Genomic DNA, 17,514 nt, shown 5'->3' on the forward strand with positions numbered 1-17,514 from the left:
ATCCACATGGCCGGTAACATGGCGAGCAGCCTTGCCCGAGCGGCGCTTTCACGTGACAAGGTTCAGCGACCTGCGGATAGGGTGTCGCCATGAATGACACGGCCGCGTTCAGCGAAATGCAAGTTGAAGGAACTGCCACCCATGCCGGCATCAACCGATCGCGAGAGCCGCTCGTAAACGCTACAACCGGCGTAGCGACTGGCCTGGCCCCTGTTACCCGAGGCAGCCTATAATCGCTGTCAGCTTGTCCAGGAAATCGCTGTGACCAGAGTGAGGGGGTGTCCAAATGGGACAGTGCCGTCGCATCTATTCGCGCTTCGTGCTCACAAGCTCGATCGCCGGTCTGGCAATTCTGGCCGGCCCAGGCCACGTTCACGCCGAGGACAGTCCGTCGAGCTTGGCGACCGGGGTCAAGCCAACTGAAAGAAAAATCAACGTCTATGCCGTGTATGGCGACGGACGCGCGACCGAGGGCGGCGACATGCATTGGCGCGCCTACGAAGTCGGCTTCGGCGACGTCTTGAATGACTACCTCTCGGTCTACCTCGCGTATGTGAACGAGGGGCATCCCCTGGATCACCACCGTGACGGCTTCGCCGCCCTGGGTTCGTTTCGCTGGCCGGTCGGCAACCGCGTGGCGCTCGAATTCTCGGCGGGACCGTATTTCAGCATGGACACGACGCATGTCGACAACGCGGTGCGCAACGACAAGCGCTGGGGTCTGCGTGCGTCGGCAGGGGTGCGGTATTACGTCGTTCCCAACCGCTTCTTCCTCAAGGTCCAGTACAACCACGTCCAGATGATCGGCGGATTCAATTCCGACGCAGTGCTCTTCGGCATCGGCTCGGATTTCGGCGGCGATCCCGGCCCCGCGCTTTCGGACGGCAAGACTCAGGTTGGCGTTTGGGCCGGGACGTCGCAGACGAACCGTCCTCAAGTGCCGATCGAAAAAGGGTATATGGTCGAGGTCAAGCGGCCGCTCGGCAATGCGTGGGCCTATTCGGCGAGCTTCGTCTACGAAGGCAATAATGGCGTCGCCGGTCGAAGAGGCGTGGCAGCGCAACTCTGGTACGTCGCGCCGATCAAGAGCAAATGGACGCTTTCCGCAGGCGTAGGTCCGTATCTCTCGCGCGATCGGGACGAAGTCTCGAGCAAGACGAGACTCAATGCCTTGCTCAGCGCGCAGGTGAGCTATCAGGTCACGAACGATTGGGCTGCCAGCTTGCGCTTCAATCGTGTCGCAACGGGCAACGACAAGGATCAGGACATGTTCATGGTCGGCCTGGCGCGCAATTTCTAATGGCTCGTTCTTGCGTTCAGGCTCACGCTTTTTTTGCGAGGTCACGGCCGACGGCTTCGCGGTGCTCGACGTGAACAGGCGCGGCGAGGCGATCGTGTGGACGCGCGAGCGCGGGTTAGTCGGTGGAACAAGCCGGCGCAGTAAGTGAGTCGCTTTGTCGTCGGGGCGATTTTTATACTGGTTACATTATTAAGAGTTCTAACAAACGGATGCTGAATTGGAACGTCGTCGTAGCTGGAATGCGAACTGATTCGCTTACTGACTCCCGGCGATCTTCACCAGCGGTGAGGTTCGCGAGATGCCGGACCGTGGTCGGGCATCTCGTCCGAGTCTTCATCCTTCTTGCTTGACCGCGGTCGACATATACTGCTCGCGGACTGCCAATCCCCCGTATGGCAAGTGGGATGCGGTAACTGTCGCAACGTAATCCGAATAGGCGTAGCTCACCCGTGCAACCGCCACGGGTTTGCCTATAAGCGATTCCAGCGTTGTATCTCCAGACACGGATGTTGGCGCACCGAGCAAATTGCGCAGATTCTGGACGGCGATCTGCCAGCTCTGCCGTGTTTCAGCTACGGACATGTCGCGACGGTACACATTGATGGCCATCAGCGTGCGATCCGGCGCGAAGCTGAACCATATTTCGCTCACTGGTGGGCCATGCGAGCCGAGCGTTTCTGCAGGCACTCCCCGACAGCGCAGGTAGCGCAAGCCTCGGGACAATTCGAGGCACTGCGCTTTGTCCTGCGACATTCTTTCCAACACTTCTCGTTCGGTACTGCGATCAAGCTGCAGGCCGAACGCAGGACGGTTAGGGGCCGCTGATACGCCCTTCTCCAGCAAAATGGCTTTGTTGCGAATCGACAGCACCGTTCGGGTATCGACGGAATCAACTGGACACTGCACGCCAAGCTCGGTGAGGAGCCGTCGCCCCTGTGACGTGTGCAACCAGCCGATCGCGGCAACACTCACGAGGATTGCCGCAGTGAGCCAGGCAATCACGTGAGTTCTGCGCACCGCAGTCAGCCCGTGCATGATGTTGCAACCGTCGGGGGAAGATACACCGGGCCGCCGGGCGTGGCGTTGATTACGGTACTACGCAGGTTGAACAGGGCTGGTACCGCACTGAACTGGAACTTCGTGCCAACCGGGATGCCGGCTGAATTTTTCTCGGTGAGCGCGTACGTTCCGTTTGTCGTCGACGTCAGTGCTGCAAAGTCTGCGGCCGAGAGTTTGCTTTGCAGCGTCGCGACGAGATCCACCATGAACTGGTCGAACACGCAGCCTGGAACGCCGACGTCGTTATGAGCAGCCGTCATGTCTTGGCACATCTCCGGCTGGGAGTCGATGTCTCCAGCGACCTTGACCGGGCCAGGGTAGGTGTACGGACCGCCGAGGAGCGATTCAAACTGCAGCGTGAGACATGCTTCAAGCCGTGCGGGGGTGTCATGGGCTGCACTGCTGTGGCTGGCATTACCGGTTACCGCCGCAAAATAGGGCGCCTCGACCGGGTCCGCCAAAAGGCCTGCGACAGCTGAATTGACCACGCCGGCCACCACGCCGGGGGCAGCCGAATCTCCACCGAGCGCGGCCCAGATGGCCTGATTCTCCGGGTGTTGCGCGACCGCTGGAGCAATGTCATCTCCGCCTCCGCAAGCGCTGAGCGCGAACAGCGCCGCTGCGGCAACCGCGATACCAATGGAACGCTTCATGAGTTGTCTCCTCTGGATGCCATCGCGACGCCATTTCCCGAGGTGGGACGCCAAGCACCTTGGCTGGATGGCACACCTATATACGGCGGCAAAGCAAGAACGGATGCAGTGACGTCCGCAGATGGACATGGTTTCGACACCCTTGCCAGTCCCCCGTCCGCAGATCTGGTCACGATGAAGTGGTCAACCGCGCATCCGCTGCGCGGGTCGACTCGTATATCCGAATGCTTCCAGCCAACAGCGGCAAATTTCCCGGAGAACCCAAATGAAATCTGGCAGCAAAGCAAAACTGGGGGGCGTGGCGCTCGCCCTTGCATTCGCAACGTGCATTTACGCGCAGGCCGCCGAGACAGGATCCATGTCGATGGAGCAGACGGTCGAGGTGGGCGGCGCTGCGATGTACCCGTCCAGGAACATCGTCGAAAACGCGGTGAATTCTCATGATCACACGACGTTGGTCGAAGCGGTCAAGGCCGGGGGGCTGGTCGACACATTGTCGAGCAAAGGGCCGTTCACGGTATTTGCACCGACCAACGAGGCATTCGCCGCGTTGCCGGCTGGCACGGTGCAGACGTTATTGAAGCCGGAGAACAAGGGTGTGCTCGTCAAGGTGCTCACGTATCACGTCGTACCCGGACGACTCACGGCACTCGACCTTGTCAAGGCGGTCGACCAAGGTGGCGGCAAGGCGACGCTGAAGACAGTCGAAGGTGATGCCCTGATCGTCAGCCGTGGCTCGAACGGGCTGGCCATCACCGACGACAAGGGTAACGTTGCGCACGTAACGATCGGCGATGTCATGCAGTCCAACGGCGTGATTCACGTGGTCGACTCCGTGCTGATGCCCTGATACTTCAGCCTGTATCTGACAGAGAACGTGATGTGCGGAAGCGGGCGGCACGCTCCTGCACATCACATCGACCCCGGTGTGTCGTCGGGGCGCTTCTTTCGCACGGTCGAGCCCGAACGTTGCAACCGACGATTCGTGCTCGATCGCAGCGATCGATCTTGCTGCGCAGTCCGCGTCACCGTGGTGGGATCGACGATACCGGCTTCGACGAGATCGACGAACTTGCCGGTGGCCGGGTTGTAGCCGAAGTTGCCCGTGCCGTCCCGTACCTTCTCGATAACGACCGAGGATCACTTCCTTTGGCTTTGGGTATCCAGGAGATCTAACGAGCTGAGGGCTCGCGCGCGTGCAAGCTGGTGATCCACGATCGGAAATGGATAACTTGCGCCGAGACTGATGGATGCTTCTTGCAGCGCTTCAGTAGAAGCGGTCCATGGGCTGTGGACGGATTCGGCGGGGAGTGCGGAGAGTTCGGGCACCCACCGCCGCGTGTATTCGCCTTTCGGATCGAATTTTTTCCCCTGCAAAACAGGATTGAAGATTCGAAAATACGGGGCTGCGTCGGCGCCGCTTCCTGAAACCCATTGCCACCCGGCGGGATTGCTTGCCTCATCGGCGTCAACCAGCGTATCCCAGAACCATGCTTCGCCCTCACGCCAATCGATGAGCAAGTGCTTTGTGAGAAATGACGCTGTCACCATGCGCACGCGGTTGTGCATCCAGCCAGTGTGCCAAAGCTCGCGCATGCCGGCGTCTACCAGCGGGTATCCTGTTTTTCCCATTTGCCACATGCGAAGCGCCTTTGCGTCGGTGCGCCACGGCATGGAGTCAAACTGAGGCCGAAAATTGAACTGATGGAGGGGTTTGCAGTGATAGAGAAGATAATACGAGAATTCTCTCCATCCGAGCTCACTGAAGAACTTGCTAAACGACTCTTTTTGGGAATCTTCAATGCGAACAACTCGCCTGCTTCGCATTGCGTCTACCGCTGATAACGTCGCGTACCACACTTGCCGAGCCGAGATGTTGCCAAAGCGAAGATAGGGAGAAAGCCGGCTCGTCGCTTGAGTGGCTGGAAAATCTCGTGCGCCGGCATAATCGGAAAACGAGTTTTCAATGAAGGCCTCAAGTTGATGTCCAGCAGCATCCTCGCCGCATCGCCAGGTCGCACGCAGCCCCTCGGCCCAGTCAGGCGTTGAGGGCTGCAGTGCAAGCTCGGCAAGCGTACAGAGGTGTGCGCTGACGTTTTTGGAGAGGGCAAAGAACGTGATCCGAGAGGGCGCCGATAGTGGACATGGCGGGGAAAAATCATCGCGCTGAGCGGCTCTCCAGTACGCGCTGAACACCTGGAACGGCAAGCCTTCACGTGTGGTGACTGTCCAAGGTTCCCGCAAAAGATGGCCATTGAATGTTGAAACTTCGATTCCGCGGCCGATCAAGTCTTTCTTGATCGATGCATCTATTTCCGTTTGCGCTTTCGAGTAGCGGCGATTCCACAAAACCATTGCCGCCTGGGTCTCGAGGGCGAGACTCATGATGGCTTCATGTTCGTTGCCGCGAAGCACGATCAGCGAGCCACCGAGAGCGGAAAGCGCGTCATCGAGTTTTCTCAAGGACTCGTGCAGCCACCACCGTTGCGCGCCACCCATGGGACGCCCGAGCTTCGGGGCAGGGTCGTATACATATGCGCAAACAACAGGATGGCCGGTACTGACCGCATGAGAAAGTGCGGGATTGTCGCTGAGCCGCTGGTCATCACGAAACCATACGATAACGGGGCGGGATTGATACGGCAATTCGGAGCTTGTCATGTGCGTTGCCTGAGAAGGTGCGTTGGCAATGTGAACGTGATCGGAGAATCGGAGATGAAGCGCTCTTGTGCGTTTCCGGCTCTGTCGAGCCAATGTCTCTATTCGTCGCGGGCGTCATTCATGACGTCTGCGCCGATTGTTGGCGGAGAAAGGGGCGTTACCCCATCCCAATGGCGTGCAATCGCGAGCGCGGCCGGCAAGATGAACGCCCAGCCGGTTGCGATAACGACGAGCGCTGCAGTCGGATCGTTGAAATGAACGGCCCCCAGCGCCGCACCTGCGCGAAATGACGCCGGGCCTGCGAATGCGCCGACGAGCACCGAGATGAGCGGTCGCTCCCGGAGCCAGTGCAGCAAAGTATTGAGTTGAATCGCGAACAGCGCCCATAGTCCCGCAAGCCAGTACGGCGCTGTTCCTTCGAGCAAAACGCCGTTCGGGTATACAAGCAGGCCGGAATGCGCAACGGCACTGTCCCATAACCATCCGGACACCGTGACCGTGAGGACGAGCCGCGCCTCGGAGGACGGTCGGCGCGCGAAGAGAAGATGGCCGACCGTCGCGATCAGCGCATACGCGACTCCCCACGCGGCGCGTTGCGATGCGGCAGTCATCACGCATGCCAGCCATCCTATCTGGGTCGTCGCAAGGTAGACGTACACGCGAACGGCGCCCAGCGCTGGCGTGCTCGACGTTCCTTGATTCGTAGCACTTGTCATAATCGTTCGCGCGGGATCAGTAACGGCATGGTCGCCATGCCGCGTGCATCAGTGGTGCACATATGTGCGCGCCGAGCAAAGCGCTACGTCGCCCTCGACGACAAGCGAAATCGATCCAGCCGCCACGGCGACGTTGCATCTCGGGGAAAGTGGCAGGTAGAACGTTCATGGCAGACGGCTCTCAATATCGTCGACGAGCGGAACCATTGCCAGACGATAGCTTTGCAGGGAGCGATTGTCGGCATTCGGCGTCGATTCTCATCTCCAATACGACGCTGCATTGCGGACGGATGCACTTGCGAAGGGAATATCTGGATGCCGTTGAGGGGGCACCCGGCGGCCGGTAGCGCTGTGGACTGCACGGCCGCTTACGATGTTGCCGCTGCGACGCATTGGGATAGCGCGCCTGATGTCGCGCAGCGTCGGGGATTGAACCGGGCCGACGGGCCAACGGGGCGGCATCCGGGCAGGGCGTTCGAACGAGACGCTAGATTGCCTGAGCGTGCCGGCGCCCGAACAATGAACATCCGCTTGTAGCTCCTGGACGGCGGGTGTCGGCTGTCGTGCGATGCATGCATCCGCGTCCGCGCAAGTTCCGTAAATCCCCATACACGGCGGCGGATGCGACCGGAATCGTCAGGTAAGGAGATTTGCATGAACATGAAAGCCGGACTGACCGTCCTGTCGGTGCTGCTCGCGGTCGGTTTCCTCTGCGCGTGTAGTCCGGTGCGGCTTCTGAACGCGCTAACGCCGAGGTACACGTTCAGTCTTTTCGCAGATATCCCGTACGGACCCGGCGAGCGTCAAGTGCTCGACGTCTACTTGCCCGCGCGCGTCTTGCATCACTGGCCGGCCGATGCGAATGCGGGCGCGCCTGTGGTCGTGTTCCTTTACGGCGGAAGCTGGCAGTCCGGTGAGCGCAAGGACTATCTGTTCGTGGGAGAGGCCTTGGCGTCGAGGGGTTTTGTTGCCGTGTTGCCCGACTATAGGACGTATCCGGCGACCACCTTTCCCGGTTTCGTCGACGATGCGGCGCAGGCGGTGGCGTGGGCACGCGAGCACGCAGTTGCGTTCGGCGGCGATCCGCGTCGCCTGTTTCTGATGGGGCACTCCGCGGGCGCCCAGATTGCCGCATTGCTTGCGACCGACGGCCGCTATCTGGCGGCACAGGAGATGCAGAAGAGCGATATCGCCGGCGTGATTGGTCTGGCCGGCGCTTATGACTTCCTGCCGCTGCGTGATGCAACGCTTGAAAAGATATTCCCGCAGGAAGCGCGTGCGGCGAGCCAGCCGATTCGATTCGTTCAGGGTACAGAGCCGCCGATGTGGCTGGCAGTCGCGGAGAACGACACGGTGGTCGAGCCCGGCAACACGTACCGCTTCGCGCGCGCATTGCAAGACATGGGCGACTCCGTCGTGGTCATGCGTTACGGGAACGTGAGCCATGCGTCGATCGTCGGTGTTCTGGGCGCGCCGTTGAGAGGGGTGGCGTCAGTGCTCGACGATCTCTCCGCGTTCACGGATCGCGTCGCGAAGGCGTCGAATGCTGGAACCGCGAGCGGGCAGCCGACAACCCCTGCCGCGGTGGCTCGCTCTTCGGTTCCGGCTCGATGATCGAGGAAAGCCCTGCGTTGTACCCGCAGGTGTGCCGGTCCTGGATCGACGGCTTGTCGTGCGGTCGGACAAACCCGCGGCGTCGCCGCTCAACGACGAACGCGTCGCAAGAGGGTGGCACTCGTTGCCAGCACATTGCGCGCGACGATGCGCTTGACAAGTGTGCTGCGCAGCATCGCCACCTATCGTCGCGGGCAGGTCGGAACAGTCGGCGGCGCTTGCCGCGCTACAGCGCCTTCAGCTCCGGCGTCGTTCCGCCCAATCCCTCTTCGCGAAGAATGATGGCAAGCGCCGTCTCGAGCAATTCGGCCGCGCGGTTTGCTGCGTCTCCGAGGTGGCGGTGCAGCAACGCATCGGCCGGCGATCGTGACACGCATTCATCACTGTATCGCTCGAACGCACCGAGCTGCATGATCAATTCGGAGAGATGACGCGGACACTCGCATTTGACGGTGGTGGACAGGCCGCTGAGCGACGCCAGCGTCGCTTCGTCGAAGCGTCGCCGCGTGCGCAGCCAAAGCCCGCGATCCGCCTCGTTCGACTGGCGCGCCTTGACGACGGCTTGCGCCAGTCTCGAAATGATGGATGCGGGGTTGGTCTGGCCTTCCGTCGACCGGAAAAGCTCGAACCCCGACAGACGCGCCAGCTCGACCGCCTCTGCGGTGCCGAACGCGTACACGACGGCCACGGCATGCGCGTTGAGCTTTTGCGCCAACGCAGCGAGCTGCGAGACGACATCCTCATGGAGCGACGTGGTCGTCGCGATGAGGGCGTCTACTGGCGTACTCGCATGCTCGCTCGCGTCGTCAAGCGAGTCGATTCGTGCGGCGATCCGGATTCCCATTCGCTCTACCGCGGCTTCCGAAATCGAAAGCGCACCGATGACCGCGAGGCTCACCGCCGCCTCGGGAAACGCCGGGCCACGCGTATTCGTCAGCGACAACGCCTCGAGTTCCTCGCGGCTCAGGCTGGCGATCGAGCCGATCGCATGGCCCTGATTGACGAGCGCTTTCAGCAAACGGATTCGCTGTACGTCGTCGTCCGAGTACATCCTTTGTCCGGACGGCGTTTTGGGCGGAGCAATCACGTCATAGCGCCTTTCCCAGATCCTCAGCGTTGCTGCCGGCATGCGCGCCAGACGCGCGGCCTCGCCGCTGCGATAGCGGTGAGGAGTATCGCGATCCTTGCGAGGGGGCATCGTTGCTCTCCTAAAGTCGACGTACTGTTGTCTCAGGATTGTACGCAGTTTGCCTGAAATTTGAAGCAGGAAAGTGATTCAATATGCGGATTTTTGCCTGGAAAGCTGGTTCGCGAAGTGCGAGCCGACTAGAATGCGTCGGAGCGGCACCGCTCGGTGTCGCGAGGTCAGTCAGGTCGCGCGGTGCGGGGCGCTAGCTAGGAGGGGCAAGGTGTTTCGTTCGATGCGCAATGACGCGGGCGTTTCCAGACAGCGCCGCCGACGGACGGGCGAGCGTGGTCGTGACGCGGCGACAGATTCTGGCGTGGGGCGTGCCGCGAGGTGGCGATGCAGGTGTCTCGACAACCCAGGCGGCAATCATCAATGGCGAAGCGTTCCATGAAGACATTAAGGCTTGTCCTCGGCGACCAGCTGGACCCGAATCATCATTGGTTTTCCGATGTCCGGGCTGAAACGACATACGTGCTGATGGAGGTTCGGCAGGAGACCGACTACACGCTCCATCACGCTCAGAAGCTGATTGCCATTTTTGCGGCGATGCGTCGCTTCGCGAAGCTGTTGCGCGATGCGGGCCATCGCGTGCACTACATCGAGATCGACGACCCGCTCAATCGCCAGGCCATTCCCGCCAACCTGGACAGTGTCGCCGAGCTTCACGGCGCAGCGTGCATCGAGTATCTACTGCCCGACGAATGGCGTGTCGGCCAGCAACTGAGCGCCTATGCAGCAGCGGCGAGCGTGCCGGTTCGCGCGGTCGATACCGGTCATTTCTACACGACGCGCGACGAGGTCGGGCGGGTGCTCGGAACGGGCCGATCATGGATCATGGATCGCTTCTACCGGAACATGCGCGTGCGCCATCGCGTATTGCTCGACGGGGAAGGGCAGCCGGCAGGCGGGCAATGGAACTACGATGCCGAAAACCGCCAGGCTTGGTCCGGCTCGCCTGCGGAACCGGCCGACTGGCGTCCGCATCACGATCATCGCGCGCTGTGGCGGCAGATCGTGGCGGCTGGGGTGCGCAGTTTCGGGGAGCCGTCGGCCGACGACTTCCGCTGGCCCGTCGATCGAGCCGAAGCGCTCGCCTGCCTCGACTCCTTCATCCGGCACGCACTGCCGTTTTTCGGGCAGTTCCAGGACGCGATGCATGGGAGTGCTCGGCGACTGTTCCACTCGATGCTGTCGTTCGCGCTCAATGTGAAAATGTTGAATCCGCGCGAAGTCGTCGCGCGGGCCGAGCACGCGTATCGCAGTGGCGCGGCACCGCTTGCCGCGGTCGAAGGGTTCATCCGGCAGATACTCGGCTGGCGCGAGTTCGTGCGAGGTGTGTACTGGGCACGCATGCCGGGCTATGAAAAAAGCAATGCGTTCGGTCATCGCGGCCCGTTGCCGCATTGGTTCTGGAATGGCCGCACCCGAATGGCCTGCATGTCGCATGCGTTGCGGCAGTCGCTCGAAGACGCGCATGCGCACCATATCCAGCGGCTGATGGTGATCGGCAACTTTGCGCTGCTGGCCGGGCTGGATCCGCACGCGGTGCATGAATGGTATCTCGGTGTCTATATCGATGCGTTCGAATGGGTCGAGATGCCGAACACGCTCGGCATGAGTCAATTCGCCGACGGCGGCGCAATGGCAACCAAGCCCTACGTTTCCAGCGCCGCGTACATCCATCGGATGAGCAATTACTGCAAGGGCTGCGCGTACGACCGCAATGCCCGAACCGGTGCGCGCGCATGCCCGTTCAACGCGTTGTACTGGGACTTTTTCGATCGGCACAGGGACGCGCTGCAACACAACCATCGGCTTGCGATGGTCTATCGGCAGCTCGCGCGTTTCGATAACGAGGCGCTCGAAGCGATTCGCATGCAGGCGGACAGCGTCGTACGGAATATCGAATCGCTGTAGGCCGTTCCGTCATCGGCCGCCTTCGTCGAAAACGGCGTGTGGGAAGCGTGCGCGTACGGCGTGAGTGCGTCATTCGCTTCGGATCGCCAATGATCTCCATTGCCTCGCGCCGGCGCAATCCTGCCGACCGCCGAGCGGCGCGTTCGCGAAGCGAAGCGGGTTCGAGTGGTCGACGTGGTTTGAACAGCGAGGCATCACGCGAGCACAGCAACCCGCGCCGGCAAGCGAAGGCGCGCTCGGGTCGCCGCCGTGATGCGGCGGAGCGCCGAGCGGTGCCGCTCAGCGCGTGATCAGGGTGTCGGCCACCGCGCTGCCGAGGCCGGTGCCGCTGAGCCATGCGCCTTCGATCTTGCCGCCGCCCAGCCAGTCGCCGCACAGTCCGATGCGCGGCCCCGCCCGCCACGCAAATCGGCCGGGAGCCGCGACAGACGACGGCGCCAGCTCGGCATAGCGCCAGCGATGGGCGGTTGCCGTGTCGGCGGTGGCGCCCACGATGTCTCGAAAGGCGTCCAGCAGCGTGCGCGTGATCCGCTCGGGCGGTGCCTCCAGATGAGCCTGGCTCCACTCGGGCGTCGCGTGCAGCACCCAGGTGCTCACGCCGGTGCGCCCCGGCTTGGATGTGTCATGGGCGATCCAGCCAAGCGGACCGAAATTGACGAATGCGGCATCGAAGCCCGGATCGGGCAAATGGCCGCACTGCGCCATCACTGCCCAGGCCGGGCGCATCTCGGTACGCTGGGCGATCACCGCGAGACCCGGTTCGGCGCGCCGCAGGAGCGGTACGGCCTGCGGCGCCGGGACTGCAACGATGACGACATCGTGATGCACGGCCAGCGCACCCTGCTCGGCCGAGATCAGTCGCCAGCCCTGTTCGTCGCGCCTCAACTCGGTGATCGTGGTCTCGAGCACCGTCTCGATTCCCGCCGACAGATGCCGCGCCGGTGCAGTCATGCCCGGCACGCCCACGTATCGCTGAGCTGGCGCGAGCAATTCCCGCGGCCCGAGCGAGCCAATCGATGCGACGCGCGCGGCCCACGAGGCGGCTGCGCCGCTTGCGACCCATCGCGCGACTTCGGCGGCGAATGCCGGATGTTGCGCAGTGAAATACTGCGCGCCATGATCGGCCTGCCAGCCGTCCGCGCGACGCGTACTCGTTCGCCCGCCCACTCCACGGCTTTTCTCGAACACCGTCACTCGATGACCCGCTTCGGCGAGGACGCGCGCGCACGCCAGGCCGGCAATTCCCGCGCCGACGATCGCGATGGTGGCGGGTGAGTCGGAAAATGCAGTCATCTGATTCATCTTAAAAAATGCGGAATAGTGCGCACATTTTGCGCGCTCACACCATAATTCTACGTCATGCGAGCGCCATCGGCTGGATTCTGTGACTATTGACCCGAATATACTGCGTCATGTTCGTATAGTGAGTCGTAATGTCGCTTCATGCGGCGCAAAAATGGCATAGAATGAAGTCCGTAATCAATGGCATGACGCGACCCGGTCGCGCATCGCGCGGCGGTCGTCGAGCGCCGTGCATGCAGGCGCCGGGGTCGCCGTACGGGATGGATGCTCGCAACAGGAGTCGCCATGGCTTTTGTCTGGATCTGCGGTGCAACGGGGGCCGTTGGCAGCGCACTCGCGCGTCGTTTGAACGCCAAGGGCGTTTCAATGGTGCTCACCGCACGAAATGCGGATCGTCTCGGCGCCCTTGCCGAGACGATGTCGCGCGAGCGTGTGGTCGTTGCGCCTGCCGACGCGACTGACGCGGCGGCGCTCGATCGCGCGCTCGAGACGGGCATCGAGCGCTTCGGCGTGCCCGACGGGCTCACGCATTGCGTCGGCTCGATCGTCGTCAAGCCGATGCATTCGATTTCGGATGCGGAACTGCACGACGCGTTCGCGGCGAATTACTTCTCGGCATGGAACGCATTGCGCGCGTTCGTCCGCGTGTTGCTCGCCGCTCGGGCAGGGGGCAGTGCGGTGCTGTTCGGCAGTGTCGCTTCGAGAGCCGGCTTCCCGAACCATGAAGCCATCGCCAGCGCGAAAGCCGCGGTGGCCGCGCTCGCGCAGTCGGCGGCCGCCACCTACGCGGCGCGCGGGATTCGCGTCAACTGCATTCATCCCGGCCTGATCGCCTCGGCGATGTCCGCGCGTCTGACCAGTGCGCCGCAGGTCGCGAAGCGCCTCGCGGACGCCAATCCGCTCGGACGGCTCGGCGCCGGCGACGATCCCGCCGCGCTTGCGGCGTTCTTGTTGAGCGACGATGCATCATGGGTGACCGGCCAGCAATTCGGCGTCGATGGCGGCCAGGGCGCGCTGATCGTTCCGCCGAGGCCATGACCATGCGTGCGGTCCTGCGTCGTTACCGCGTGCCCGCAGCGTTGGCACTGGCTGGCCTCGCGCCGTTCATCTCGCTGTCGTGGCTGAGTGTCCACGCGTCGGCTGCCAGTGACGATTACGTGCACGCGCTGCTGAACTACGCCGCGTGTATCGCGTCGTTCGTCGGCGCCGTGCATTGGGGTGTTGCGCTGCGTGCAGCCGAATCGCCGCCCCGCCAGCGTGTTCTCTACGGGTGGAGCGTGATTCCCGCATTGATGGCGTGGGCCGTGCTCATGATGCCTGGCATCGGCGCGCGGCTCACGGGAATGGCGATCGTGCTCGTCGCCTGCGCGGCCGTCGACGGCGTCCTGTGGAGAAAGGATTTCATTCCGGCCTGGTATTTCGCGTTGCGGTGCCTGTTGACGAGTGTGGCAGGCCTGTCGCTACTGGCCGCCACACCTTCGATGAACGGTTGATCCGGATCCTTCCATGACTACGTCCCGAACGCGACGCCAACCCGAATACCGGAACATCGGATTCGGCGATATCACGATGAAATATCGCATGCCCTTGGCGGCGATATTGTCGATCCTCCATCGAGTCAGCGGCGCGCTGCTGTTCCTGTTCCTGCCGTTCCTGCTGTTCCTCTTCGACCAGAGTCTCACCTCCGAGCTCAGCTTCGAAGTCTTCAAGGCTTTCCTCTCCAACATCGTCGTCAAGCTGATCGTCCTCGCGCTGTCCTGGGCGTTCCTCCACCATTTCTGCGCCGGCATTCGCCACCTGCTGATGGACGTCAACCACGACGCCGTCTCGAAGGAAGGCGGCAAGCGGACGGCCGTCGTCGTCTTTGTCGTCTCGATCGCCCTGACGATCGCCATGGCACTCAAACTGTTCGGAGCATTCTAAGAAAATGGCAGCCAATAACCGAATCGGCTCGAAGCGCCTCGTCGTCGGCGCGCACTACGGCCTGCGCGACTGGCTCGCGCAGCGCGTCACCGCCACGATCATGGCGGTCTACACGGTCATTCTGCTCGTCCTGTTCTTCGGCGCGCACGACTTCTCGTACGAAGGCTGGGCATCGATCTTCTCCGCGCAATGGATGAAGCTCGCGACCTTCGTGACGCTGCTTTCCCTCTTCTACCACGCATGGGTCGGCGTGCGCGACATCTGGATGGACTACGTGAAGCCCGTCGGTGTGCGCCTGCTGCTGCAATCGCTGACCATCGTCTGGCTGCTCGCATGTGCGGGCTACGCCGCGCAGATTCTCTGGAGAGTGTAAAGAATGGCTGCAATCAAAACTTCCCTGCCGCGCCGCAAGTTCGACGTGGTGATCGTCGGCGCGGGCGGCTCGGGCTTGCGCGCAGCGCTGCAACTGTCGCGTGCGGGCCTGTCGGTCGGCGTGCTGTCGAAGGTGTTCCCGACCCGTTCGCACACGGTGGCCGCACAGGGCGGCATCGGCGCGTCGCTCGGCAACATGAGCGAAGACAACTGGCACTTCCACTTCTACGACACGATCAAGGGTTCCGACTGGCTCGGCGACCAGGACGCGATCGAGTTCATGTGCCGCGAAGCACCGAACGTCGTGTACGAACTGGAACACTTCGGCATGCCGTTCGACCGTAACGCGGACGGCACGATCTACCAGCGTCCGTTCGGCGGCCACACCGCGAACTACGGCGAGAAGCCGGTCCAGCGCGCGTGCGCGGCCGCCGACCGTACCGGTCACGCGCTGCTGCACACGCTGTACCAGCAGAACGTCGAGGCGAAGACGCAGTTCTTCGTCGAATGGATGGCGCTCGACCTGATCCGCGACGCGGAAGGCGACGTGCTCGGCGTGACGGCCCTCGAGATGGAGACGGGCGACGTCTACATCATGGAAGGCAAGACGACGCTGTTCGCGACGGGCGGCGCAGGCCGGATCTTCGCGGCATCGACCAACGCGTTCATCAACACCGGCGACGGCCTCGGCATGGCTGCACGCTCGGGCATCGCGCTGCAGGACATGGAGTTCTGGCAGTTCCACCCGACCGGCGTGGCTGGCGCGGGCGTGCTGATCACCGAAGGCGTGCGCGGCGAAGGCGGCATCCTGCGCAACGCGAACGGCGAGCGCTTCATGGAACGCTACGCCCCGACGCTGAAGGATCTGGCGCCGCGTGACTTCGTGTCGCGTTCGATGGACCAGGAAATCAAGGAAGGCCGCGGCGTCGGTCCGAACAAGGATCACGTGCTGCTCGACCTGTCGCACATCGGCGCCGAGACGATCATGAAGCGTCTGCCGTCGATCCGCGAAATCGCGCTGAAGTTCGCGAACGTCGATGCGATCAAGGAACCGATCCCGGTCGTTCCGACGATCCACTACCAGATGGGCGGCATCCCGACCAACATCCATGGTCAGGTCGTCGGCACGTCGCGCGGCCACAAGGATCCGGTCAACGGCTTCTACGCAGTGGGCGAGTGCTCGTGCGTGTCCGTGCACGGCGCGAACCGCCTCGGCACGAACTCGCTGCTGGACCTCGTGGTGTTCGGCCGTGCGGCCGGCAACCACATCGTCGAGCACGTGAAGAACCAGAAGGAACACAAGCCGCTGCCGGCCGATGCAGGCGAATTCTCGCTGGCGCGTCTGAACAAGCTCGACAAGTCGGCCTCGGGCGAGTACACGCAGGACGTCGCCAACGACATCCGCGCGACGATGCAGAAGCACGCAGGCGTGTTCCGCACGTCGGCACTGCTGAAGGAAGGCGTCGATCAGATGGCCGGCCTGAAGGCGCGCGTGGAAAACATCCACCTGAAGGACAAGTCGAAGGTGTTCAACACCGCGCGCGTCGAAGCGCTCGAGCTGGAGAACCTGATCGAAGTCGCGCGCGCGACGATGGTGTCGGCGGAAGCGCGCAAGGAAAGCCGTGGCGCGCACGCACACAGCGATTACGAACACCGCGACGACGACAACTGGCTGCGCCACACGCTGTGGTACAGCGAAGGCGATCGCCTCGACTACAAGCCGGTTCAAATGAAGCCGCTGACGGTCGACTCCGTGCCGCCGAAGCCGCGCACGTTCTAAGCCGAGTCAAAGGAATCCGAAATGGCAAAACGCATTTTTGAAGTCTACCGCTACGATCCGGACAAGGACACGGCGCCGCGCATGCAGACGTACGAGCTCGAGATCCAGCATGAGCGCATGCTGCTCGACGCACTGGTCAAGCTGAAGGCACTGGACGAGACGCTGTCGTTCCGCCGTTCGTGCCGCGAAGGCGTGTGCGGTTCGGACGCGATGAACATCAACGGCAAGAACGGTCTGGCGTGCCTGACGAACCTGAACGACCTGCCGCAGAAGATCGTGCTGCGTCCGCTGCCGGGCCTGCCCGTCGTGCGCGACCTGATCGTCGACATGACGCACTTCTTCAACCAGTATCACTCGATCAAGCCGTACCTGATCAACGACGCGCCGCCGCCGGAGAAGGAACGCCTCCAGTCGCCGGAAGAGCGCGACGAGCTCGACGGCGTGTACGAGTGCATTCTGTGCGCGAGCTGCTCGACGTCGTGCCCGAGCTTCTGGTGGAACCCGGACAAGTTCGTCGGCCCGGCCGGCCTGCTGCAGGCTTACCGCTTCATCGCGGACAGCCGCGACACGGCCACCGGCGAGCGCCTCGACAACCTGGAAGACCCGTACCGTCTGTTCCGTTGCCACACGATCATGAACTGCGTCGACGTTTGCCCGAAGGGCCTGAACCCGACGAAGGCGATCGGCAAGATCAAGGAACTGATGGTTCGTCGCGCGCTATGAGATCTCGGCGCGCGTGAAATGGCGGGGGTGTCGATGGGCACCCTCGGCTCGGGTGGGGTACACATGCGCATCTGCGCTACGATCGCCGGGCGCATGTTGCCCGGGCATGTTGCCGCTCGATCGACGATCGTTCGTTATCCACACGGCCCGCAATGGTGACGGCACGTTTCCGAACCTCGAAGGATCGGCGAACTTGCGCGCAATACTCGGCTCCCACCGCTACAAATATCGATTCAAAGGCTGCGCGGATCGCGGCCGTCGCTCGGTCCGCCTCGCGCAACGCGATCGAACCGAGAAGTGACTCG

General features: G+C 62.5%; 16 protein-coding genes. 10 read left to right on the forward strand and 6 right to left on the reverse strand.

Going from position 1 to position 17,514, the window contains the following annotated elements; genetic code table 11:
* The first annotated feature begins 286 nt into the window (after nucleotides 1–286).
* Nucleotides 287–1,300 carry a hypothetical protein gene (locus ACT2FV_RS13655; RefSeq protein ID WP_151050368.1) on the forward strand — a complete coding sequence of 338 codons (1,014 nt, stop codon included), beginning with the start codon at nucleotides 287–289 and terminating at the stop codon, nucleotides 1,298–1,300.
* A gap of 333 nt (nucleotides 1,301–1,633) precedes the next feature.
* On the opposite strand, the gene ACT2FV_RS13660 is transcribed toward ACT2FV_RS13655, so the two are convergent.
* Together ACT2FV_RS13660 and ACT2FV_RS13665 are read right to left on the reverse strand one after the other, a co-directional pair.
* Entirely contained in the window at nucleotides 1,634–2,302 is a 669-nt protein-coding gene (locus tag ACT2FV_RS13660; protein ID WP_444504095.1) for a hypothetical protein, read from the reverse strand.
* 20 nt (nucleotides 2,303–2,322) lie between these two features.
* Nucleotides 2,323–3,012, reverse strand: coding sequence for a hypothetical protein (locus ACT2FV_RS13665; RefSeq protein ID WP_444504096.1), 690 nt, complete (start codon nucleotides 3,010–3,012; stop codon nucleotides 2,323–2,325).
* A gap of 265 nt (nucleotides 3,013–3,277) precedes the next feature.
* Between ACT2FV_RS13665 and ACT2FV_RS13670 the strand changes: the two genes are divergently transcribed.
* On the forward strand, nucleotides 3,278–3,862 hold the full coding sequence (locus ACT2FV_RS13670) for a fasciclin domain-containing protein (RefSeq protein WP_444504097.1): 585 nt from the start codon (nucleotides 3,278–3,280) through the stop codon (nucleotides 3,860–3,862).
* A 290-nt stretch (nucleotides 3,863–4,152) separates the two neighbouring features.
* On the opposite strand, the gene ACT2FV_RS13675 is transcribed toward ACT2FV_RS13670, so the two are convergent.
* Both ACT2FV_RS13675 and ACT2FV_RS13680 read right to left on the reverse strand, forming a co-directional pair.
* Nucleotides 4,153–5,673: a cryptochrome/photolyase family protein gene (locus ACT2FV_RS13675; RefSeq protein WP_151050363.1), complete on the reverse strand. Its 1,521-nt coding sequence runs from the start codon at nucleotides 5,671–5,673 to the stop codon at nucleotides 4,153–4,155.
* A 98-nt stretch (nucleotides 5,674–5,771) separates the two neighbouring features.
* Nucleotides 5,772–6,284 (reverse strand): DUF2878 domain-containing protein, encoded by a 513-nt coding sequence (locus ACT2FV_RS13680; RefSeq protein WP_444504098.1) that lies wholly within the window; start codon nucleotides 6,282–6,284, stop codon nucleotides 5,772–5,774.
* Nucleotides 6,285–7,043: 759 nt separating this feature from the next.
* On the opposite strand from ACT2FV_RS13680, the gene ACT2FV_RS13685 reads away from it, so the two are divergent.
* Nucleotides 7,044–8,003: an alpha/beta hydrolase gene (locus tag ACT2FV_RS13685; RefSeq protein ID WP_151050359.1), complete on the forward strand. Its 960-nt coding sequence runs from the start codon at nucleotides 7,044–7,046 to the stop codon at nucleotides 8,001–8,003.
* A gap of 226 nt (nucleotides 8,004–8,229) precedes the next feature.
* Here the strand turns inward: ACT2FV_RS13685 and ACT2FV_RS13690 are convergent, their stop codons facing one another.
* Nucleotides 8,230–9,201 carry a MerR family transcriptional regulator gene (locus tag ACT2FV_RS13690; RefSeq protein WP_444504099.1) on the reverse strand — a complete coding sequence of 324 codons (972 nt, stop codon included), beginning with the start codon at nucleotides 9,199–9,201 and terminating at the stop codon, nucleotides 8,230–8,232.
* A 378-nt stretch (nucleotides 9,202–9,579) separates the two neighbouring features.
* On the opposite strand from ACT2FV_RS13690, the gene ACT2FV_RS13695 reads away from it, so the two are divergent.
* Nucleotides 9,580–11,109 carry a cryptochrome/photolyase family protein gene (locus ACT2FV_RS13695; protein WP_444504100.1) on the forward strand — a complete coding sequence of 510 codons (1,530 nt, stop codon included), beginning with the start codon at nucleotides 9,580–9,582 and terminating at the stop codon, nucleotides 11,107–11,109.
* A gap of 279 nt (nucleotides 11,110–11,388) precedes the next feature.
* On the opposite strand, the gene ACT2FV_RS13700 is transcribed toward ACT2FV_RS13695, so the two are convergent.
* Nucleotides 11,389–12,411 (reverse strand): NAD(P)/FAD-dependent oxidoreductase, encoded by a 1,023-nt coding sequence (locus ACT2FV_RS13700; RefSeq protein ID WP_444504101.1) that lies wholly within the window; start codon nucleotides 12,409–12,411, stop codon nucleotides 11,389–11,391.
* A 285-nt stretch (nucleotides 12,412–12,696) separates the two neighbouring features.
* Here ACT2FV_RS13700 and ACT2FV_RS13705 point away from each other — a divergent pair, with 285 nt between their 5' ends.
* The 6 genes from ACT2FV_RS13705 to ACT2FV_RS13730 are packed head-to-tail and all read left to right on the forward strand — an operon-like array spanning nucleotide 12,697 to nucleotide 17,209.
* A complete protein-coding gene (locus ACT2FV_RS13705) occupies nucleotides 12,697–13,449 on the forward strand; it encodes an SDR family NAD(P)-dependent oxidoreductase (RefSeq protein ID WP_444504102.1) in 753 nt (250 codons plus the stop codon).
* A 2-nt stretch (nucleotides 13,450–13,451) separates the two neighbouring features.
* The gene (locus ACT2FV_RS13710; RefSeq protein ID WP_444504103.1) at nucleotides 13,452–13,904 is read left to right on the forward strand and encodes a DUF3429 domain-containing protein; all 453 of its coding nucleotides are present in this window, start codon (nucleotides 13,452–13,454) and stop codon (nucleotides 13,902–13,904) included.
* Nucleotides 13,905–13,917: 13 nt separating this feature from the next.
* Nucleotides 13,918–14,334 carry a succinate dehydrogenase, cytochrome b556 subunit gene (sdhC, locus tag ACT2FV_RS13715; protein ID WP_175868010.1) on the forward strand — a complete coding sequence of 139 codons (417 nt, stop codon included), beginning with the start codon at nucleotides 13,918–13,920 and terminating at the stop codon, nucleotides 14,332–14,334.
* A gap of 4 nt (nucleotides 14,335–14,338) precedes the next feature.
* On the forward strand, nucleotides 14,339–14,707 hold the full coding sequence (gene sdhD, locus ACT2FV_RS13720; RefSeq protein WP_006399546.1) for a succinate dehydrogenase, hydrophobic membrane anchor protein: 369 nt from the start codon (nucleotides 14,339–14,341) through the stop codon (nucleotides 14,705–14,707).
* Nucleotides 14,708–14,710: 3 nt separating this feature from the next.
* On the forward strand, nucleotides 14,711–16,486 hold the full coding sequence (gene sdhA, locus ACT2FV_RS13725) for a succinate dehydrogenase flavoprotein subunit (protein WP_151052550.1): 1,776 nt from the start codon (nucleotides 14,711–14,713) through the stop codon (nucleotides 16,484–16,486).
* Between the two features lie 21 nt (nucleotides 16,487–16,507).
* On the forward strand, nucleotides 16,508–17,209 hold the full coding sequence (locus ACT2FV_RS13730; protein ID WP_444504104.1) for a succinate dehydrogenase iron-sulfur subunit: 702 nt from the start codon (nucleotides 16,508–16,510) through the stop codon (nucleotides 17,207–17,209).
* Nucleotides 17,210–17,514 lie beyond the last annotated feature (305 nt).

It is taken from the genome of Burkholderia sp. PR2, from assembly GCF_052372875.1.
In the GTDB taxonomy this organism is placed as follows: Bacteria; Pseudomonadota; Gammaproteobacteria; order Burkholderiales; family Burkholderiaceae; genus Burkholderia; species Burkholderia diffusa.

Bases quoted from the DNA above. Each gene is read 5' to 3' on its own strand.
- ACT2FV_RS13655 (WP_151050368.1), top strand. From the start codon at position 287: ATGGGACAGTGCCGTCGCATCTATTCGCGCTTCGTGCTCACAAGCTCG.
- ACT2FV_RS13665 (WP_444504096.1), bottom strand. From the start codon at position 3,012: ATGAAGCGTTCCATTGGTATCGCGGTTGCCGCAGCGGCGCTGTTCGCG.
- ACT2FV_RS13670 (WP_444504097.1), top strand. From the start codon at position 3,278: ATGAAATCTGGCAGCAAAGCAAAACTGGGGGGCGTGGCGCTCGCCCTT.
- ACT2FV_RS13675 (WP_151050363.1), bottom strand. From the start codon at position 5,673: ATGACAAGCTCCGAATTGCCGTATCAATCCCGCCCCGTTATCGTATGG.
- ACT2FV_RS13680 (WP_444504098.1), bottom strand. From the start codon at position 6,284: ATGACTGCCGCATCGCAACGCGCCGCGTGGGGAGTCGCGTATGCGCTG.
- ACT2FV_RS13685 (WP_151050359.1), top strand. From the start codon at position 7,044: ATGAACATGAAAGCCGGACTGACCGTCCTGTCGGTGCTGCTCGCGGTC.
- ACT2FV_RS13690 (WP_444504099.1), bottom strand. From the start codon at position 9,201: ATGCCCCCTCGCAAGGATCGCGATACTCCTCACCGCTATCGCAGCGGC.
- ACT2FV_RS13695 (WP_444504100.1), top strand. From the start codon at position 9,580: ATGAAGACATTAAGGCTTGTCCTCGGCGACCAGCTGGACCCGAATCAT.
- ACT2FV_RS13700 (WP_444504101.1), bottom strand. From the start codon at position 12,411: ATGAATCAGATGACTGCATTTTCCGACTCACCCGCCACCATCGCGATC.
- ACT2FV_RS13705 (WP_444504102.1), top strand. From the start codon at position 12,697: ATGGCTTTTGTCTGGATCTGCGGTGCAACGGGGGCCGTTGGCAGCGCA.
- ACT2FV_RS13710 (WP_444504103.1), top strand. From the start codon at position 13,452: ATGCGTGCGGTCCTGCGTCGTTACCGCGTGCCCGCAGCGTTGGCACTG.
- sdhC (WP_175868010.1), top strand. From the start codon at position 13,918: ATGACTACGTCCCGAACGCGACGCCAACCCGAATACCGGAACATCGGA.
- sdhD (WP_006399546.1), top strand. From the start codon at position 14,339: ATGGCAGCCAATAACCGAATCGGCTCGAAGCGCCTCGTCGTCGGCGCG.
- sdhA (WP_151052550.1), top strand. From the start codon at position 14,711: ATGGCTGCAATCAAAACTTCCCTGCCGCGCCGCAAGTTCGACGTGGTG.
- ACT2FV_RS13730 (WP_444504104.1), top strand. From the start codon at position 16,508: ATGGCAAAACGCATTTTTGAAGTCTACCGCTACGATCCGGACAAGGAC.